The following is a 16,312-nucleotide window of genomic DNA, read 5'->3' on the forward strand; positions in this document are numbered from 1 at the left end:
GACCGAAATCTCTCTCCACGGCATCAACACCTCCCGCCAAAAGGCAAAAAGTGTTACCCATGTCTTCGGTACAAAACGTCACCTATCTCTCAGGTCGGACATCGATAATATCTGTAATAATGAGACCAGTCCAACAAGACGCTTACCCGTGGTCGCCAGCAGAGGCGGCAATCCGTCCTATTCCGGACAGGTTGATTTAGCCCTGATTAACTGCTGCGGGGAAGCCATCTTGAGCGCGGAATGGGGATGGGTTTCGTTATAGTCTCGATCCATCCGGAGATGAGCCGGAGCGCCGTTAGGTGTCGGTCAAAGCCGATATGCGGATATAATCCCGTTTCAGGGTTTTTGACGAAGGCTTCTGACATGCGGTTCGACTGGGGACTGGCTATCGGCGTGCGGCAGGGCGTCAGAACCGGAGATGCCCGCATTGGCGACCGCAGTCCAGACAATCACGTCCCGGTTAAGGCGTTTAAGGCGCCGATGATGAAGGCAATACGAATAACCTCGCCATTCCAGCAGGCAACTCCCGCGCGCTAACAGCGCACCGGCGCAGCGTCGCGCATCACCTTCCCGTCGTGAATGTGGCGCTGGCGGTTGGTCGTCTGCTTCTCCCGAAAAAATTCTTGGTGGCCCATGATGCGGTGAACCGGCTTTACCGCAGCCGAGTTCCGATGTCGTCATTTGCCATTGTTGGATGGAAGGCTGCGGAAACTCAGTCTGTGAAAGGCGACGTGCTTCGTACATGTCCGATCGCCCTGTTGTTGACGTATGCGTCGTTAAGATGACGATGGCCGAGCGAGACCCGGCCATCGAGTGCGCTACCGTCAGTCAGTTCAAACCGAGCAAGCGCGGCACGAACAGAGTGATGTCCGGGATGTAGGTTATCAGCCCGAGGAAGACGAGAGCCGTGAGGAGCCAGGGCGTGGCTGCCTTGGTCACCTCCGTCAGGCCGAGTCTGGAAATGGCCGAACCTACGTACAGGTTCAAGCCGACCGGCGGAGTGCACAGTCCGATCTCCATGTTCACTACCAGCATAATGCCGAAATGTACCGGATCGACGCCGAGTTTGACGGCGACCGGGTAGAGGATCGGCGCCATGATCAGCACGATCGCCGATGGCTCCATGACCATGCCGATGAACAGCAGAATGACGTTCACCATCAAGAGAAAGCCGATCTTGCCGAAACCAAGGCTAACGATCCAGTCCGAGAGCGCCTGCGGGATCTGTTCGGACGTCAGGATGAAGGCGAACATCACGGCATTGGTGATGATGTAGAGCAACATTGCCGACATGGCGGCTGAGCTCAAAAGCACCTTCGGCACTTCGCGCAGAGTGATGTCCTTGTAGACCCAGACGGCGACCACGAAGGCGTAGACGGCGCTCACGGCGGCAGCTTCGGTCGGCGTGAAGATACCGCCATAGATGCCACCCATGATGATGACGATCAGCATTAGGCCCCAGACGCTCTCGCGGAACGCCTGGAAGCGTTCTCCCCACGAGGCGCGCCGCATGCGCGGATACCCGTTCTTCCAGGCCCGCCAGATCGTCGTTCCGCCGAGCATTGAGGCAAGCATCAGTCCAGGGATGACCCCGGCCATGAAGAGCGTGCCGATCGACGCGGACATCACGGGCTGACCTTCCGGACCGGTGACAACCATGCCTGATGTTGCGACCGCATACATGACCATCACGATCGACGGCGGGATCAGGATGCCGAGGCCGCCGGCGGTGGCGACTGTGCCCACGCCGAACTGCGCGGGATAGCCCTGGCGAACCATCGCCGGGATAAGGATGGAGCCGACTGCCATGACAGTCGCCGGGCTGGATCCGGAGATCGCCGCGAACAGCGCGCAGGACAGCACGGCCGCCAGGCCCATGCCGCCATACCAGTGGCCGACCATGGTGGTGGCAAAATGGATCATGCGCCGCGCGACGCCACCATGTGTCAGAAAGTTTCCGGCCAGGATGAAGAACGGGATTGCCATGATCTCGAACTTCTCGATGCCCGTGAACAGCTTCAAAGCGATGGAATCCATCGGAATTGAGGTGAACGCGAAGAGAAACACGAATACCGTCAGCCCGAGGGCGATGGATACGGGCATGCCGGTTACGAGTAGCGCCGCGAGAATCGCGAAGATGATGAGGGCAGTCATCCCCGTGCTCCCTTCTTCAAATCCGCGGCCTCTTCTTCGAGTCCGTCGACAGCGCCGTGGTCGTGATGGGCGATGAAGCCCGTCGTCAGGTAGAGATACAGAGCCTGCGCGAACCGGAAGCACATGAGGGCGGAGCCGAGCGGAACAGCGAGATAGACGAGCCACATCGGCATTTCGAGGTCGGGTGACGTCTGACCTCCCTGCCTTACATGATAGACGAAATCGGCACCGATCCAGGCAATGATCGCGGTGAAGACGATGCCGCCGGACATTGCGACGATCGTCAAGATGCGTCGGTTCCTTTCATTCAGGGCCTCCACCAGAATGTCTACGCCAACGTGAACGCCAACCCGCACACCATAGGCTGCGCCGAACTTGGCCATCCAAACGAACAGGTAGATGCAGGCTTCCTGCGCCCATGTCAGCCGCAAGGAATTGATGGCCTTGAAGGCGGACCGGGCAGCGGACTGCAGCCAGGCAATCTCGTTGGCCCTTCCAACGGCGACGAGGTCGGCGGCGAGGCCGATCGAAAAACGGTGAGCGACGGCAACGAAGATCAATACGACGGCGGCGGCCATCAATACCGAGATGAGAATTTCTTCGAAGCGGTCGAGGATGCGTAGCAGCATGACAAACCCCCAACATGCGAAGGGGGCGCTTTACAGCGCCCCCGGCGAACTCATTCCATGCCGAGCGCGGCATACGCCTGCTTGATGAGATCGGGGCCGATACGGTCCGACATTTCCTCATGAACCGGACGAAGTGCTTCGACCCATTCGGCCCGTTCGTCCTCGGAAAGTTCATGGAACTCGGTCGTCCCGGCAGCCTTCATCGCCTCGAGGGCATTGTCGTTTTCCTGTTTTGCGATCGAGTTGGCGTACTCGGTCGCTTCCTTCATCGCCTTTTCAAGGTTTGCACGGATCTCCGGATCGAGGCCTTCCCAGAATGCCTTGTTCACAATCACCGCGTAGCCGAGATAGCCGTGGTTGGAGAGCGTGGCATGCTTCTGAACCTCATGCATTTTTTGCGTGTACATATTCGATGGCGGGTTTTCCGTTCCATCGACGACGCCCGTTTGCAGAGCCTGGTAGACTTCCGAGAAAGCAAGTACCTGCGGCACAGCGCCGAGGGCCTGCATTTCCGCCTCGAGGATCTTTGACGACTGGATCCGCATCTTCAGGCCAAGGAAATCGTCGGGCGTTCGCAGCGGCGAGTTGGCCGACATGATCTTGAAGCCGTTATCCCAGTAGGCCAGGCCCTTGATACCCTTGTCTTCAAGCTTGGCGAGAAGCGATTGTCCCACCTCGCCATCGGTGATCTTCCTAAGATCATCGTAGCTCCCCATCAGATAGGGCAGGTCGAAGAGCTCGAACTGCTGGACCCCTAGAGGGCCGAACTTGGCCAAAGAAGGAGCGAGCATCTGGACGGCGCCCAATTGCAGTGCCTCGAGTTCTTCCTTGTCCTTGTAGAGCTGCGAGTTCGGGTAGACTTCGATCTTGACAGCGCCATTTGTATAGGATTCAGCCAGTTCCTTGAATTTATCCGCACCCTTGCCCTTGGGGGTGTCGGGCGCCACCACGTGGCTGAACTTGATGACGAGAGGCTCGGCAAGCGCAGGCAGCGTCGCACAGAACGCGATGACAGCTGCACCCGCAATGCGAGCGAGGTTTCGACGAGTTAGCATGAAATGTCCTCCTGATTTCGTCGCCCCTCCAGGCGAGAGCCATCTTCTTGCCATTTTGAAGAGTGCGGCGCTATTGTGGGAAACCACAATGGATCGTCCCGAAATCGTGGAAGGAGGGGTTCCTGAAGAGGTGGAGCCGCAAAGACAGGACCATCCGAGACGCTGCCAATGAATCGGGAATAGCAGCGCCTTGGGAGCAGGTCTCTCCGGCGCAAGATTGGAAGAGGCTCGACTTCCTTTCCCTCGTGCCGCTGATGGCGATCCTGGCTCTCGCCCTTGGCGTCGCTGCTATGGTCTGGATCGTTGATCGCGGAGAGTCCGAGCAGGCTAGGGTTAAGATCGCGACCGATGCTCTGTGGGTCGAACAGACACTTCGATTCCAGCTGTCGATCCACGAGGATTTGCTCGTCCGTTTGGCGCTGGAACCACCGGGTGACGATGTGCGCACGGTGGTGGATCCGCGTGTTAAACTTCATATTGCGACAAACCCTGAAGTTCAGTCCGTCATCTGGTACGATGGCGGTGGTCGGATCGCCCACGCATTGCCGGGTAACGGGTCCCCGCAGGATCACCGGTTGGTGGAATTGCTGCGCGAGGGAGGCGCACGCGCGACCCGTCCAGTCTACGGTGACGTTACCGAAGACGGTCTGGTTGTCATCGCTTTGCCTCTGACGGGCTCCGAAGGTGTTGTTTCGGCGACGATCTCCATACCGATACTGCTGGAGCGACATGTCCCTTGGTGGATCGCCGAACAATACGGCGTACGGGTCGTCACCGCAGCAGAAGACACTGTCGCGGCCCGTCAAAAACTTGAGCCTGCTGTGGGCAACCCGCAGCACGCCATCAGTTTCGACCCACCGCTTCGCGGAATGCTCCTGCAGATCACCGCCTACGATACACCGGCGGCCTTTCGTTCGGCCTTGCTGCTTGGGACGATCGCCGCTCTAGCGACTTTTGCGATTCTTTCCCTCCTTGTCGTTTATACAAACGCCAGGCGGCGCCGGCGCGCGGAATTGCGCCTAAGGGGAGAAACGGCGTTTCGCCAGGCCATGGAGGAGAGCCTCACGGTCGGCCTTCGTGCGAAGGACAACGAGGGCCGTATCCTGTATGTCAATTCGGCATTCTGCAACCTCGTCGGATGGAAGGCGGAGGAGATCGTTGGCCGGTTGCCGCCAATGCCTTACTGGGATCCATCTCGGGTCGGTGAAGCTGAAGAAAGACAGAAGCGGCTGACAGCCAACGGCGCTTTCAGCCCCAGTTTTGAGACGAGATTTCGCCACCGGAGCGGGCGTGAAATAGACGTGCAGGTCTATGAGGCACCGTTGATCGACGCCTCCGGCGTTCACCGCGGATGGATGGGGTCGGTCATCGACATTACAGAGGCTAAAAACGCGACCCGACGCGCGCGTGCTCAAGACGAGGCCATGGCTCGGACGGGACGGCTGGTAACCTTGGGCGAAATGGCCTCAACCCTGGCACACGAACTCAACCAGCCGCTTTCCGCGATATCGTCCTATGCGACCGGCATGCTCAATCTTCTGGATCGTGATGACTTCGATGCCGGGCTTTTCCGTGGCGTGACCGAGAAGCTCGCGCAACAGGCGGCCCGCGCGGGTTTCGTCATCCAGCGCGTCCAGGATCTCGCGAGGAAAAGGGAACCTCATTTCTCGGAGATCCAGATCGACCAGGTCATCAGGGAAACGATTGCTCTTCTCGCGGCGGACGCACGTGAGCATCGGGTAAAAATCGTGGCGGATATGGAGCCTGCGCGATCAGTTGCCGCTGATACCATTTTGCTGGAACAGTTGCTGATAAACCTGATCCGTAACGGCATGGAGGCCATGGCGGACAGGCGCACGGGTGACACTCTGACGATCAAGCTTCTGGAGCGTGGGGACAACGCAATCATTGAAATAGCCGATCAAGGCGCGGGAATTGATCCGGACGTGGAAAACAGGCTGTTCGAGGCGTTCGCCAGCACAAAGGCACAGGGTCTCGGAATGGGTCTTGCCATTTGCCGATCGATCGTCGAACTGCATGGTGGCCACCTTTCGTTTCGGTATGGTGAGAATCGTGGGACTGTGTTCGTTGTGCAGTTGCCACTCGCCCAGCGTGAGAAGCGGGCGATGGGGGAGGTACGGTGACATGACGGGAGTGATCCACATCGTTGACGATGAGGATGTCATCCGCGATGCACTCGCATTTCTTCTAGGGTCAAGGGGTTTGACGACGCGGGGCTGGCCTTCAGGAGAAGATTTCCTGGCGGCACAGCCCCTGGAGGACTGTGCTTGCGTCATCCTTGATGTTCGCATGGGCGGTCTCAGTGGACCGGACGTATTCGAACGAATTCGGTCCGTGCCAAACATGGCTCCGGTCATTTTCCTGACCGGTCATGCCGACGTGCCGGTGGCTGTTCGCGCCCTGAAGGCCGGCGCCTTCGACTTTGTCGAGAAGCCGTTCAGCGACAACCAGATTGTCGATCTCGTCGTGAAGGCAATCGAGGCGCACGCCGTGCATGAAGCGGATGCCGCGATGCGACGTGACGTGGAGGCTCGAAGACAGAACCTGTCGCAGCGGGAAAAGGAAGTGATGCACTTGATGCTGACCGGCGCCCTCAACAAGCAGATTGCCGAAACGCTCGGTATAGCGATGCGGACGGTCGAGGTTCATCGCGGGCGGGTCCTCAGCAAGATGGGTGTCAGAAACGCGATAGAACTAGCAAATCTCTTGGCTGAGGAGCGTCATCAGCCTAACTGATAGCTTAACCTTCCCTCTGTCACTTATCCTGCAAACGCATCCGCAATACAAAGGGCCGTCCCCTTAGGAAGGCTGACTTGTATGTGATCACCGCGCTTGTAGCGAAGCACTACATAGACAGGCAAACATCCGGCACCTTCGCCATATTCGATATGTCCACCCTTCCTGTTGAAATCAGCGGCTTCGGTGAAGCCGGCTTCTTGTGCACGGGAGGTGAATGACATGTCCGAGTGCAGGATGTGCTCTTTGACGCGTCCCAGGCGCGCAGCAATCTGCCAAGACTGCGGTGGCGTCCTAGTCGAGACCTTTAGGGCACGGCTCAAGTATCATTTCGACAGGCCAATGATTTCGGCTCAATTCCTTGAGCGCCAGAGAAATCGTCGATGCGATTGTTCATCCGCGGTTGAAAAGTCAAGAGGCCGCTTGGTCTCAACGTATCGACGGTCTTGTCCCCAGACCTTCAAGAGTATAGTTGATAAAAAATATCATATTTGAAGCCGCAGGTTCGATCCGCTTTATACAGTTTAGGAAGTCCGCCCATGACTCGTGATTTGGCCATCGCACCTGACGAGCGCGCGCCAGTTCCCGCCTTCTCCGTCGAAGGTGTGAACTATAGCGTAGCGGGCCGCCAGCTTCTGCATGCGATCGATATGATGTTTCCCACTGGGGAGATCACCGCTTTGATCGGCCATAACGGTTCTGGAAAATCGACGCTGCTGAAGTTGCTCGCGCGTCAGATCCATCCGGAAAGCGGGGCAATCCGCTACGCGGGCCAGGATCTCAACGAGCTGCAGGGGCGCGCGTTTTCGCGCAAAGTCGCCTATCTTTCCCAAGACGTAGCGTCCGCGCCGGGTATGACTGTTCGCGAGCTTGTGGCGTGCGGGCGCTATCCATGGCATGGCGCACTGGGACGCTTCACCGACAATGACCGGCAGAAGGTTGACGAAGCCATAGGCCTCACCCATCTCGAAGGGCTGGCCAACCGAGCCGTCGAAACGCTTTCGGGAGGGGAACGCCAGCGCGCGTGGATCGCGATGATGATGGCCCAAGATAGCGAATGCCTGCTTCTCGATGAACCAACATCTGCTTTGGATATTGCCCATCAGCTGGAGGTGCTTTCGCTTGTGCGGCGTCTTTCGCGCGAACGCGGGCTTAGCGTTGTCGTGGTCCTGCACGACATCAACATGGCGGCCCGGTTCTGTGATCGCATACATGCGCTCAAGGACGGACGGTTTATCGCCAGCGGCCGTCCCGCGGATCTGATGAACAGTGACAAGCTGCGGCAAATCTATGCCGTGCAGATGGACGTAACCCAACATCCCGTCCTCGAAATACCGCTCGCCTATGTCAGCTGATCAACTTATGCCCTTCCAGATTTCCCGCCGCGATCTCCTTCTCTCTGTCGCCGGTACAGCTGCGTTCTCTGCAACCTCCTCCTGGGCGCAGCCTGCTGACCCCGGCGTTGTGGTCAGCCTCGACTACGGTGTGGCTTCCACGCTGATGGCTCTCGGTATCGTCCCGGCCGCAGTTGCTTCGCTTGCGGACTGGGACATCTGGGTCGTCGAGCCAGAGATGCCACCATCGGTCATGGATCTGGGGAATTCCTGGGAAGTCAATTTCGAGATCCTCACGACTTTGCAGCCTGACCTTATATTGACCACCCCTTATCTCGATGCGCTGAAGCCCCGTCTTGATGCTCTCGGACGTGTTCTGCGTCTAGATGTCTACTCAGATGAAGGAGGCGACATTCTGCCGAAGGCCATTGCGGCGACACGACAGCTAGGCACGGCGGTTGGACGCGAACAGGAAGCCGAAGCTTTCCTTCAAAGCGCGGAATTATTCTTCGATGAATGCTGTGAGCGGATCGCTGCCCTGAACATATCGTCGGTTGCCCTGGTTTCGTTTCTCGATGCAAGACATGCTCGTGTCTATGGCTCTCCGGGTCTTTATGACAACGTCCTCCAAAGGCTCGGTCTTCAAAACGCCTGGACGGGACAATCGACTTACTGGGGCTTCGATACGATCGGGATCGAGCAGCTTTCCAGGATCAGCGATCCGACAGCGCTGCTGATTGCGCTGGAGCCGATACCCGGCGACGTTCTACCGAAGCTCAGCACGAGCCCGCTGTGGAACGCGCTCCCCTTCGTCCGGGCGGACAACTTCTCCGTCATGCCGGGGTCGCTGATGTTCGGCATGGTCAACGATGGGATGCGCTTCGCTCGGTTGCTGACCGATCATCTGGAGACGGTGGCATGATCGGTGTTATCAGACGCGCAGCGATTGCGCCGCCCTCCATCGCCATCGGCACGCTGATCGCGGCTGTCATGGTCGCCGTTCTGCAAATGGCTCCGCTCCTTCAGACGATGCGGCCGCAAACGGCTTCCTACGATTTGCCGACGATGTTGCTCTACCACTCGCTGTTGCCACGGATGGCGACAGCGCTTCTCGCCGGAGCATGTCTTGGGCTCTCAGGCGCTCTCTTTCAGCAAGTGCTTCGAAATCCGCTGGCCTCGCCAACGACCCTCGGTATCTCGGCGGGGGCCAATCTCGCACTCGTGGCTGTTACCCTTTTCGTGCCCGACCTTCTCGGCTACGGGCGCGATCTGGTCGCTCTTGCCGGCAGTGTCGCGGTCGCCCTGATCGTCTTTGCGCTCGGAGCGAGACGCGGGTTCTCACCTTTCTCGCTCGTTCTTTCGGGGCTCGTCATCAGCCTTTGGTGCGGTGCGCTATCGGCGGTTTTGATGCTGTTGAATGAGCGGTATCTCGTGAGCCTTTTCATCTGGGGATCGGGTTCCCTGTCGCAACAAAGCTGGGATATCCCTGTTTCCCTGTCATACAAGTTGGGGATCGTTGCCGTTTTGGCGGGCCTCCTCGTTCGCCCACTCGGTCTTCTGGAATTGGGCGAAGGCAATGCGACAGCTCTTGGGGTTCCTGTTAAGTCTCTTCGGATCGCCGCAGTGGCGATCGCCGTCGCGCTTGCTGCATTTGTGACATCCGCGGTCGGTGTCATCGGATTCATTGGTCTCGTTGCCCCAATCATCATCCGGCTCGCCGGGGCTCGCCGTCCCGCCGAAATTCTGCTCTGGTCCGCGATCACCGGGGGCGGGTTGCTTTGGCTCGCCGACGGCGCCGTCCAATTGGTGGCTGGTGCGATGTCGGATTTTCTGCCGACTGGCGCGGTCACGGCTGTACTGGGATCGCCTCTTCTGCTCTTTCTACTTCCACGGTTAAAAGTCCGCCATCGGGCTGCCGCACAGGATGCAATTGGAGTGCATGGAAGCGGCCGCGTTTCCCGTTTTGCCGTGGTCGCTCTTGCCGTGACAACGCTTGTCCTTGCCGTGCTCGTATCACTTTTTATCGGGCGGATAGGGGTTGGAGACTGGGCCTTCATCGACCTGAATTATTTTTTTGAACTCCTTGCTCTGAGGTTGCCGCGCGTTCTCGCAGCAATGTCCGCCGGTGCAATGCTTGCAATCGCAGGCACCATTCTCCAGCGGCTTACTGGAAACGAAATGGCCAGCCCTGAGGTGCTCGGTATCAGCGCTGGGGCAACCCTCGGATTGACCGCCGGCCTCTTTGTCATCGGGATTCCGGGCCTCGGCGGACAACTGGCGCTCGCTGGCCTTGGGGCGATGATTGTACTTGCCGTCATACTTCTGAATGGTTCGCGTGGCAGCTTTGCCCCAGAACGGGTTCTTCTTGCCGGGATCGCGCTCAGTGCTATGGCTGATGCGGTTGTTGGCGTGCTTTCGGCGACCGGGGATCCGCGCTCCATGTTCCTGCTGCGGTGGATGAGCGGGTCTACCTATAACGTCGATCTGATGACTGCTGTCTCGGTTACGGGGTTCCTGGTCGTGTTCGGCGCAGTGGCGCTGCGGCTCCACCGCTGGCTTGAACTATTGCCTCTTGGGCCCACTGCTGCTGGAGCACTGGGCGTACCGTTGCGTACCAGTAGATTCGTTCTGTTTGTTCTCGCGGGTGTGCTGAGCGCGGCAGCGACCCTTGCTGTTGGTCCCTTGAGTTTCGTGGGCCTCATGGCTCCGCACATCGCGCGAGAGCTCGGGTTGAGGAAAGCGGTAGAGCAGCTCTTGGTATCGGCGGTGCTCGGCGGACTACTCATGGTGGCAGCGGATTGGATCGGACGGAACATCGTCTTCCCCTACCAACTGCCTGCAGGCATTGTTTCGGCGCTTGTCGGTGCGCCGTTCCTCATATTGCTGCTGCGGCGCAGACGTGAGAGCATTTAAAGATGGCCGCAGTCAGCAGCGCCCGCCCGGCAATGGGCATACCTCACCGCATCCCGCTATACCGGGAAGCAAATATCGCAGGCAGCAGACACGTCGTCTATTGATCGTCACGCCGCCGCTACCTGAAATTTCTTGCACGAGCCCTAGCATCGGGTTCGGTATGTCCTCCGACCAAAGTGCAGTCTGGAGAAGCTCCAGTCCTTCCGCTTCCAGAGCAGAGTCGGTCAATCTTCCGATCTCGGTCACGATCCAGGCGAAGTAGGCCACGAGATTGGACCAGACAAGCCGCCGAGCCACCCCGGTGTTTTCCGATATCGCCGCTATCAATGGCGTGGCGTGCCGTAGCAGAAGCGGCTGTAGGGCGCTGCCGATTTGCAAATGATGTGCCTCTTCTCCCGCGTTCTGCAGGACGAAGCATCGGGGTTCTGCCGTCTCCGGGTCCAAACAGACCGCCACCTCCTCGAGAGCTAGAGGCAAGGATCGTCGCATCTCCAACCAGAATATGGTGGCACTGATCGCGAGAGTGCTGAAGTAATACATGGTCCACATGGAAACCACGGCCCTTCGATCAGCTTCGCCAAAACGGCTCGCATAGCGGTCGATAATCCCGGCAAAGCGTGAGGCGTCGCAGAGTTCCCGGCATTCGATGCGCTCCACGTTTGCAGGGTCATCGAGAACGAATTTACCTTTACAGTAGGCGTATTTCCCGCCGGTCGATTGCTGTAACAGCCGATCCAGGATGTCCTGTACATCGATATACCCCGCGTTGCCGCGGGGCCCGGCGTATCTCTTGTTTTGCTTCACTATCGTCCGATTTCGGATGGCATGGATCTTGGCGATGGACCATATAAAGTTCACCTTTATAGTCAACTTAATTCGTCGATCCCAGAGCGCCGATAGGGCGCGCTAGTCTATTTCAAACTGGTCAAGCCGATCGGCTAGTCCAGCTATGGTGGTGCTGTCCGCATTTGCAAAGGCAAAACGCAGGTATGAATCTTGGCCAACCCCGAAGTAGCCTCCCGGAATGCAGAGGACGCCCGCATTTTTGGCCAGTCTTTCCGCAACGACAGCCGACGAGGTGTTGGCGAATGGGTGACGGATGAACGCGAAGTAGGCGCCGAGGGAATCCATCTTCCACCGGGGAAGCCGGGCCATGACGGCCTTCAATGCATCGGCGCGGTTCAGGATTTCCCTCCGGTTTTCTTCTCTCCAATCAAAAAGCCTGGGTATGGCCATGGCCACTGCGGCCTGTGGTGCGCGAGGAGCACATATCTGCAGGTTGTCCATCACCTTGGCAATTTCCGCGACGGCTTGGGGTCCCGCCGTGACGGCGCCCAGCCGGTGGCCAGGAATGCAGAAGGATTTGGAAAAGGAATACAAAAGGATAAGGTTTTCGGCCCAGTCCGGAGTGGACAGCAGCTGGTGCGGTTGCGCTCCGCCGGGAAGAAAGTCCCGGTATGTCTCGTCGAGGATCAGGAACGCGCCGGCATCACGGCATGCTGCTAAGATGTCTGATAGCAGCGCGGGGGGGTATATTGCACCCGTCGGATTGTTGGGCGATACCAATGCGACGGCGCGAACGCCCGTCTGCAAGACCCGCGTGATTTCCGAAAGCTTCGGGATGAAACCCGTCTTCGGTTCCAACGAAATCAGCTCGCGTCGTATGCCGAGCATTGCGAGAGTTGTTTCCTGGTTGAAGTAGTAGGGGTCGGTCAAAGCGATAGCGTCACCACTACCGGCGATCGCCATGGCAGCCGCCATGAAGGCCTGGTTACAGCCCGAGGTTATATGAATATTCTCAAATCCCACCGGCGCCTTGTATAGCTTTCTCATTTCGGCGGCGTAGGCCTCTCGCAGAGAATCTTCTCCCTCAATCGGTCCGTAGCCCGCATAGGTGCGAGAGCCAGATGTCTGAGCGAGCCAAGCGAGCATATCGGGATGGGGCGGATAACCAGGGACAGCCTGGCTGAGATCAATGAGCGGTCCCTTCGCTTCGTCGTACGCGCGTCCCCACGCGAAGACAGAAGGAACAGGCGGAGGCGAGAGTTTCGAGACCAGAGGGTTGAAAGCGGCATGTGACATGCGGGGTCCTTGATGGATCAGGCGTCCTATTCCGGGCGCTCTGTTGTCGTTTTGGCAGTACGGCGTCTTGGCGAGGAGCCAGTTCTGCCGCTGTTTTGGGTTGGTCTTGGGCGGCCGCTGTGTTCAGATTCTATCGTCTCGAACACCCAGTCGATGAACACTTTGGCAATTGGAGCGGAGCGGACATCGTTGCGTGATGCAACGTAGAAAGCGTCGGGTGCCGGAACGGTGAGATCGAATGGAATCACCAGCTCTCCCGCCGTAATCAAGCTTAAAGCCGTAATGCTGTCTCCCAGTGCCACGCCATGACCGTACCGCGCCGCCTCTATCGCCAAACGTGCATCACCCATGAAATGCTGACGCGGCTTGGGCATGTCGAGTTCGTCGGCAGCGGCCAGCCAGCTGTGCCATTCTCGTCCGTCGTCCCCATGGAGAAGCACATGATCACGCAGGTCACGGAAAGACCGAAGGGCCCTGTTGTTCAGAAGCGTCGGACTGGCTACCGGAAAAAGGTCAAAATTGCTGAGAAGACGCGTCCAGCAGTCACGCCAATCTCCCTGACCATAGAGGATTGCGACATCGATCTCTGGGGACTGGAGAAGGTTGGCGTCGTTGCTCGACGTCAGTGTCAGGCTTATTTCCGGATACCGATCGGAAAAGGAGCCGATACGCGGAACGAGCCACAGAGACAGGAGTGCCGGAACGCAAGAGACGCGCAGGTTGCCACTTGTTGACGGCCGGCTCATAAGTGCGGTCGCTGCTGCTATGCCGTCGAACGCTTGCGTCACCGCCGGCAGAAGGAGTGCGGCCTGCGGCGTTAGCTTCAATCTTTTTCCTCCCCGCTCGAAGAGGCTGGTTTTCAAAGTCTCTTCGAGGCTGCGAATCTGGTGGGAAACGGCGCCGTGGGTAACGTTCAGCTCCCGCGCAGCAGCGGAAATTGAACCGCGTCGCGCCGCTGCTTCAAAAGCGCGTAGGGGATTCAGCGGTGGCAAGCGGTTTGACACAGGGTTGCGGTCCGTGAATTTTTCTCACATGCAACGCTATAACATCGTGAATTGATTTTCCAAGTAGCTCGGCGATTATTGCTTACAATGGATGCAGCGCGTGTTGCTGCCGCAAAAACAGACAGATGAAACGATCATCGTCATAATCAGGAAAATCGGCCATGGCATTTGATGCAGCGAAGCTTGCGGCACTCCGGGCGAAATACGGTGAGAGTCGCAACGGCGAGATTTTCGATCCGGAGTTCAAAAAAGTCGGAGACAAGATTTTTTCGAAAGGGACACGCGCGGCGCCGTTCGCCGGTGTGCCGACTTTCCTCTCGGCGCCCTACCGGGACATCGCGGCGGACAACCCGGACTTCGGTGATATTCAGGTGGCCATTACCGGGGTGCCGATGGATTTGGGTGTGACCAATCGGCCGGGATCGCGTTTCGGACCACGGGCCCTGCGAGCCATCGATCGCATTGGCCCCTACAACCATGTTCTGGGTTGTGCGCCAGTTCACGAATTGCGGGTCGCCGACATTGGCGATGTGCCCCTTCGTAGTCGCTACCGGCTTGAAACGGCCCACGAGGATATAGAACGCCGCTTCAATCAGATCGTCGATGCCGGTGTGCTACCACTTGCCGTGGGGGGCGACCATTCGATTTCGTCGTCCATTCTAAAAGCGGTCGGCAAGAGAGGTCCGGTAGGGCTTATCCATATCGATGCGCACTGCGATACCAGCGCACCTTTCGAGGATACGAAGTTTCACCATGGCGGCCCCTTCCGTCAGGCCGTCCTTGATGGGGTCCTCGACCCAACCCGCACGATCCAGATCGGTATAAGAGGGTCGGCGGAATATCTCTGGGAGTTTACATATGATTCCGGCATGACCGTTATCCACGCGGAAGACATCAGCGGCCTAGGCATGCCTGCGGTCATCGAGAGAGCCAAGGCGATCGTCGCCGACGGTCCTACATACATTTCGTTTGATATCGACAGCCTCGACCCAAGTTTTGCTCCTGGGACCGGAACGCCTGAGGTTGGTGGCCTCACCACGCGAGAAGTGCTTGAGTTGCTGCGTGGACTGAAGGGGGTGAATGTTGTCGGTGGCGACGTGGTCGAGGTCGCGCCGCAATATGATGCGACGAACAATACAGCGCATGCGGGAGCTCAGGTTCTTTTCGAGATCCTGAGTTTGATGGTGTTCAGTCCCGCAATCACCGAACGGTGAGAGACACCACCACAATTGCCGGAGTGCCGGCAAAAAAAATCAATGCGCCAAAGTGCCTTGGACAACAGAGGGAACATCATCATGAAAGACATTCTTTCCATTTCCACTAGCCGCCGTGGCTTGCTCGCCGGTTCGCTTGCGGCCGTTGGGGCGCTCTCGATGCCATCGATCCTTCGCGCGCAAGACCGTTCGATCAAGGTCGGCGTCTATGGGGGTTACTTTAAGGATTCGTTCGACACGAATATCTTTCCGGATTTCACCAAGGAGACCGGCATCTCCGTCGATTCGATCGCCGAGCCGACCGGTGAAGCTTGGCTTGTCCAGCTTGAGCAGGCCGCAAAGGCCGGCCAGGCGCCGGCCGACCTCTCGATGATGTCGCAGGTCGCCATGCTGAAGGGGCAGGCTACCGAGCTCTGGGCTCCTATCGATATGGCCAAGATCAAGAATGCCTCGGGCCTGATCGATCGTTTCGTCAACAAGTACCCGGACGGTCGTGTCGCAGGTGTTGGTGCCGTTGCTTGGTACATCACCCTCGTCACCAATACCGATGTCTACAAGGAAGCGCCCACCTCTTGGAACGCGCTCTGGGATCCGGCCAATGCCGACAAGCTCGGGCTGCTGGCTCTGGTGTCCAACTCGTTCCTTCTGGAAGTGACCGCCAAGACCCATTTCGGCGGCACCAATGCGCTCGACACCGAGGAAGGCATCCTGAAGGTCTTCGAAAAGCTTGCCGAGGTGAAGCCGAATGTGCGCCTATGGTATCGTGACGAAGCTCAGTTCGAACAGGCGCTGAAGTCGGGCGAAATCCCGATGGGCCAGTACTATCACGACGTCACAGGTCTTGCTGCTGCCGACGGCCAGCCGGTTCGCTCGACCTTCCCGCAGGAAGGCGGCATCCAGGATTCGGGTTGCTGGGCTCTGTCGCGCGCGTCCGCCAAAACCGAAGAAGCACACATCTTCATCGACTACATGTGCCAGCCGTCCATTCAGGCGACGCTGTCGCGCAAGGTCGGCACGGCCCCGACGGTCAAGCGTGAACTGCTCGACCTGACGGCGGACGAATTTGCCGCCGTTTCCTCTGACATCGAGCCGATCACGCCCCGCTACGACCTCTATCAGACCAAGTCGGACTGGTTGAATCAGAAGTGGACGGAACTGATCGTCGGTTGA

The 16,312-nt window shown here is 58.4% G+C and carries 15 protein-coding genes and 1 pseudogene; 9 read left to right on the plus strand and 7 right to left on the minus strand.

The window, feature by feature from the left end:
* Positions 1-262: hypothetical protein (locus J5J10_RS00005; RefSeq protein ID WP_211931304.1), on the plus strand; the 262-nt coding region annotated here is incomplete at its 5' end.
* Here J5J10_RS00005 and J5J10_RS00010 read toward each other — a convergent pair.
* The 4 genes and pseudogenes from J5J10_RS00010 to J5J10_RS00025 all read right to left on the minus strand — a co-directional run.
* A pseudogene (locus J5J10_RS00010) lies at positions 178-518 on the minus strand (integrase core domain-containing protein); the annotation flags it as partial. The gene J5J10_RS00005 and the pseudogene J5J10_RS00010 overlap by 85 nt on opposite strands.
* 310 nt (positions 519-828) lie before the next feature.
* Positions 829-2,154, minus strand: a complete 1,326-nt coding sequence (locus J5J10_RS00015; protein ID WP_211928301.1) for a TRAP transporter large permease subunit — start codon at positions 2,152-2,154, stop codon at positions 829-831.
* Positions 2,151-2,783, minus strand: a complete 633-nt coding sequence (locus tag J5J10_RS00020) for a TRAP transporter small permease subunit (RefSeq protein ID WP_211928302.1) — start codon at positions 2,781-2,783, stop codon at positions 2,151-2,153. The genes J5J10_RS00015 and J5J10_RS00020 overlap by 4 nt, the downstream gene beginning before the upstream one ends.
* Positions 2,784-2,833: 50 nt before the next feature.
* Positions 2,834-3,838 (minus strand): TRAP transporter substrate-binding protein, encoded by a 1,005-nt coding sequence (locus J5J10_RS00025; protein ID WP_211928303.1) that lies wholly within the window; start codon positions 3,836-3,838, stop codon positions 2,834-2,836.
* A gap of 290 nt (positions 3,839-4,128) precedes the next feature.
* On the opposite strand from J5J10_RS00025, the gene J5J10_RS00030 reads away from it, so the two are divergent.
* From J5J10_RS00030 to fhuB, 6 genes are all read left to right on the plus strand, one after another.
* Complete coding sequence (locus tag J5J10_RS00030) at positions 4,129-5,982, plus strand: ATP-binding protein (RefSeq protein WP_211928304.1); 1,854 nt, start codon at positions 4,129-4,131, stop codon at positions 5,980-5,982.
* Between the two features lies 1 nt (position 5,983).
* Positions 5,984-6,595 carry a response regulator gene (locus tag J5J10_RS00035; RefSeq protein ID WP_208552307.1) on the plus strand — a complete coding sequence of 204 codons (612 nt, stop codon included), beginning with the start codon at positions 5,984-5,986 and terminating at the stop codon, positions 6,593-6,595.
* A 77-nt stretch (positions 6,596-6,672) separates the two neighbouring features.
* On the plus strand, positions 6,673-6,816 hold the full coding sequence (locus tag J5J10_RS00040) for a hypothetical protein (protein WP_211928305.1): 144 nt from the start codon (positions 6,673-6,675) through the stop codon (positions 6,814-6,816).
* A gap of 318 nt (positions 6,817-7,134) precedes the next feature.
* Positions 7,135-7,950: an ATP-binding cassette domain-containing protein gene (locus J5J10_RS00045; RefSeq protein ID WP_211928306.1), complete on the plus strand. Its 816-nt coding sequence runs from the start codon at positions 7,135-7,137 to the stop codon at positions 7,948-7,950.
* A complete protein-coding gene (locus tag J5J10_RS00050) occupies positions 7,940-8,851 on the plus strand; it encodes an ABC transporter substrate-binding protein (protein ID WP_211928307.1) in 912 nt (303 codons plus the stop codon). The genes J5J10_RS00045 and J5J10_RS00050 overlap by 11 nt, the downstream gene beginning before the upstream one ends.
* The gene (gene fhuB, locus J5J10_RS00055; protein WP_211928308.1) at positions 8,848-10,842 is read left to right on the plus strand and encodes a Fe(3+)-hydroxamate ABC transporter permease FhuB; all 1,995 of its coding nucleotides are present in this window, start codon (positions 8,848-8,850) and stop codon (positions 10,840-10,842) included. The genes J5J10_RS00050 and fhuB overlap by 4 nt, the downstream gene beginning before the upstream one ends.
* 12 nt (positions 10,843-10,854) lie before the next feature.
* Here the strand turns inward: fhuB and fhuF are convergent, their stop codons facing one another.
* From fhuF to J5J10_RS00070, 3 genes are read right to left on the minus strand one after another with little or no spacing between them, the layout of a single operon-like run.
* Positions 10,855-11,712 (minus strand): siderophore-iron reductase FhuF, encoded by an 858-nt coding sequence (fhuF, locus tag J5J10_RS00060; RefSeq protein WP_211928309.1) that lies wholly within the window; start codon positions 11,710-11,712, stop codon positions 10,855-10,857.
* Positions 11,713-11,748: 36 nt separating this feature from the next.
* Entirely contained in the window at positions 11,749-12,924 is a 1,176-nt protein-coding gene (locus tag J5J10_RS00065) for an aminotransferase (protein WP_211928310.1), read from the minus strand.
* Between the two features lie 26 nt (positions 12,925-12,950).
* Positions 12,951-13,928 (minus strand): LysR substrate-binding domain-containing protein, encoded by a 978-nt coding sequence (locus tag J5J10_RS00070; RefSeq protein WP_211928311.1) that lies wholly within the window; start codon positions 13,926-13,928, stop codon positions 12,951-12,953.
* Positions 13,929-14,089: 161 nt separating this feature from the next.
* Here J5J10_RS00070 and speB point away from each other — a divergent pair, with 161 nt between their 5' ends.
* The gene (gene speB / locus J5J10_RS00075; RefSeq protein ID WP_211928312.1) at positions 14,090-15,142 is read left to right on the plus strand and encodes an agmatinase; all 1,053 of its coding nucleotides are present in this window, start codon (positions 14,090-14,092) and stop codon (positions 15,140-15,142) included.
* Between the two features lie 159 nt (positions 15,143-15,301).
* Positions 15,302-16,312, plus strand: coding sequence for an ABC transporter substrate-binding protein (locus J5J10_RS00080; RefSeq protein WP_249116779.1), 1,011 nt, complete (start codon positions 15,302-15,304; stop codon positions 16,310-16,312).

Origin of the sequence: Ciceribacter sp. L1K23 (assembly GCF_018122705.1) — a bacterium.
Taxonomy (GTDB): domain Bacteria; phylum Pseudomonadota; class Alphaproteobacteria; order Rhizobiales; family Rhizobiaceae; genus Allorhizobium.

Coding starts and splice junctions, on each gene's coding strand:
- J5J10_RS00050 (WP_211928307.1), top strand. CDS start 7,940: ATGTCAGCTGATCAACTTATGCCCTTCCAGATTTCCCGCCGCGATCTC.
- J5J10_RS00015 (WP_211928301.1), bottom strand. CDS start 2,154: ATGACTGCCCTCATCATCTTCGCGATTCTCGCGGCGCTACTCGTAACC.
- J5J10_RS00020 (WP_211928302.1), bottom strand. CDS start 2,783: ATGCTGCTACGCATCCTCGACCGCTTCGAAGAAATTCTCATCTCGGTA.
- J5J10_RS00065 (WP_211928310.1), bottom strand. CDS start 12,924: ATGTCACATGCCGCTTTCAACCCTCTGGTCTCGAAACTCTCGCCTCCG.
- J5J10_RS00045 (WP_211928306.1), top strand. CDS start 7,135: ATGACTCGTGATTTGGCCATCGCACCTGACGAGCGCGCGCCAGTTCCC.
- speB (WP_211928312.1), top strand. CDS start 14,090: ATGGCATTTGATGCAGCGAAGCTTGCGGCACTCCGGGCGAAATACGGT.
- J5J10_RS00080 (WP_249116779.1), top strand. CDS start 15,302: ATGCCATCGATCCTTCGCGCGCAAGACCGTTCGATCAAGGTCGGCGTC.
- J5J10_RS00030 (WP_211928304.1), top strand. CDS start 4,129: ATGGTCTGGATCGTTGATCGCGGAGAGTCCGAGCAGGCTAGGGTTAAG.
- J5J10_RS00035 (WP_208552307.1), top strand. CDS start 5,984: ATGACGGGAGTGATCCACATCGTTGACGATGAGGATGTCATCCGCGAT.
- J5J10_RS00025 (WP_211928303.1), bottom strand. CDS start 3,838: ATGCTAACTCGTCGAAACCTCGCTCGCATTGCGGGTGCAGCTGTCATC.
- fhuB (WP_211928308.1), top strand. CDS start 8,848: ATGATCGGTGTTATCAGACGCGCAGCGATTGCGCCGCCCTCCATCGCC.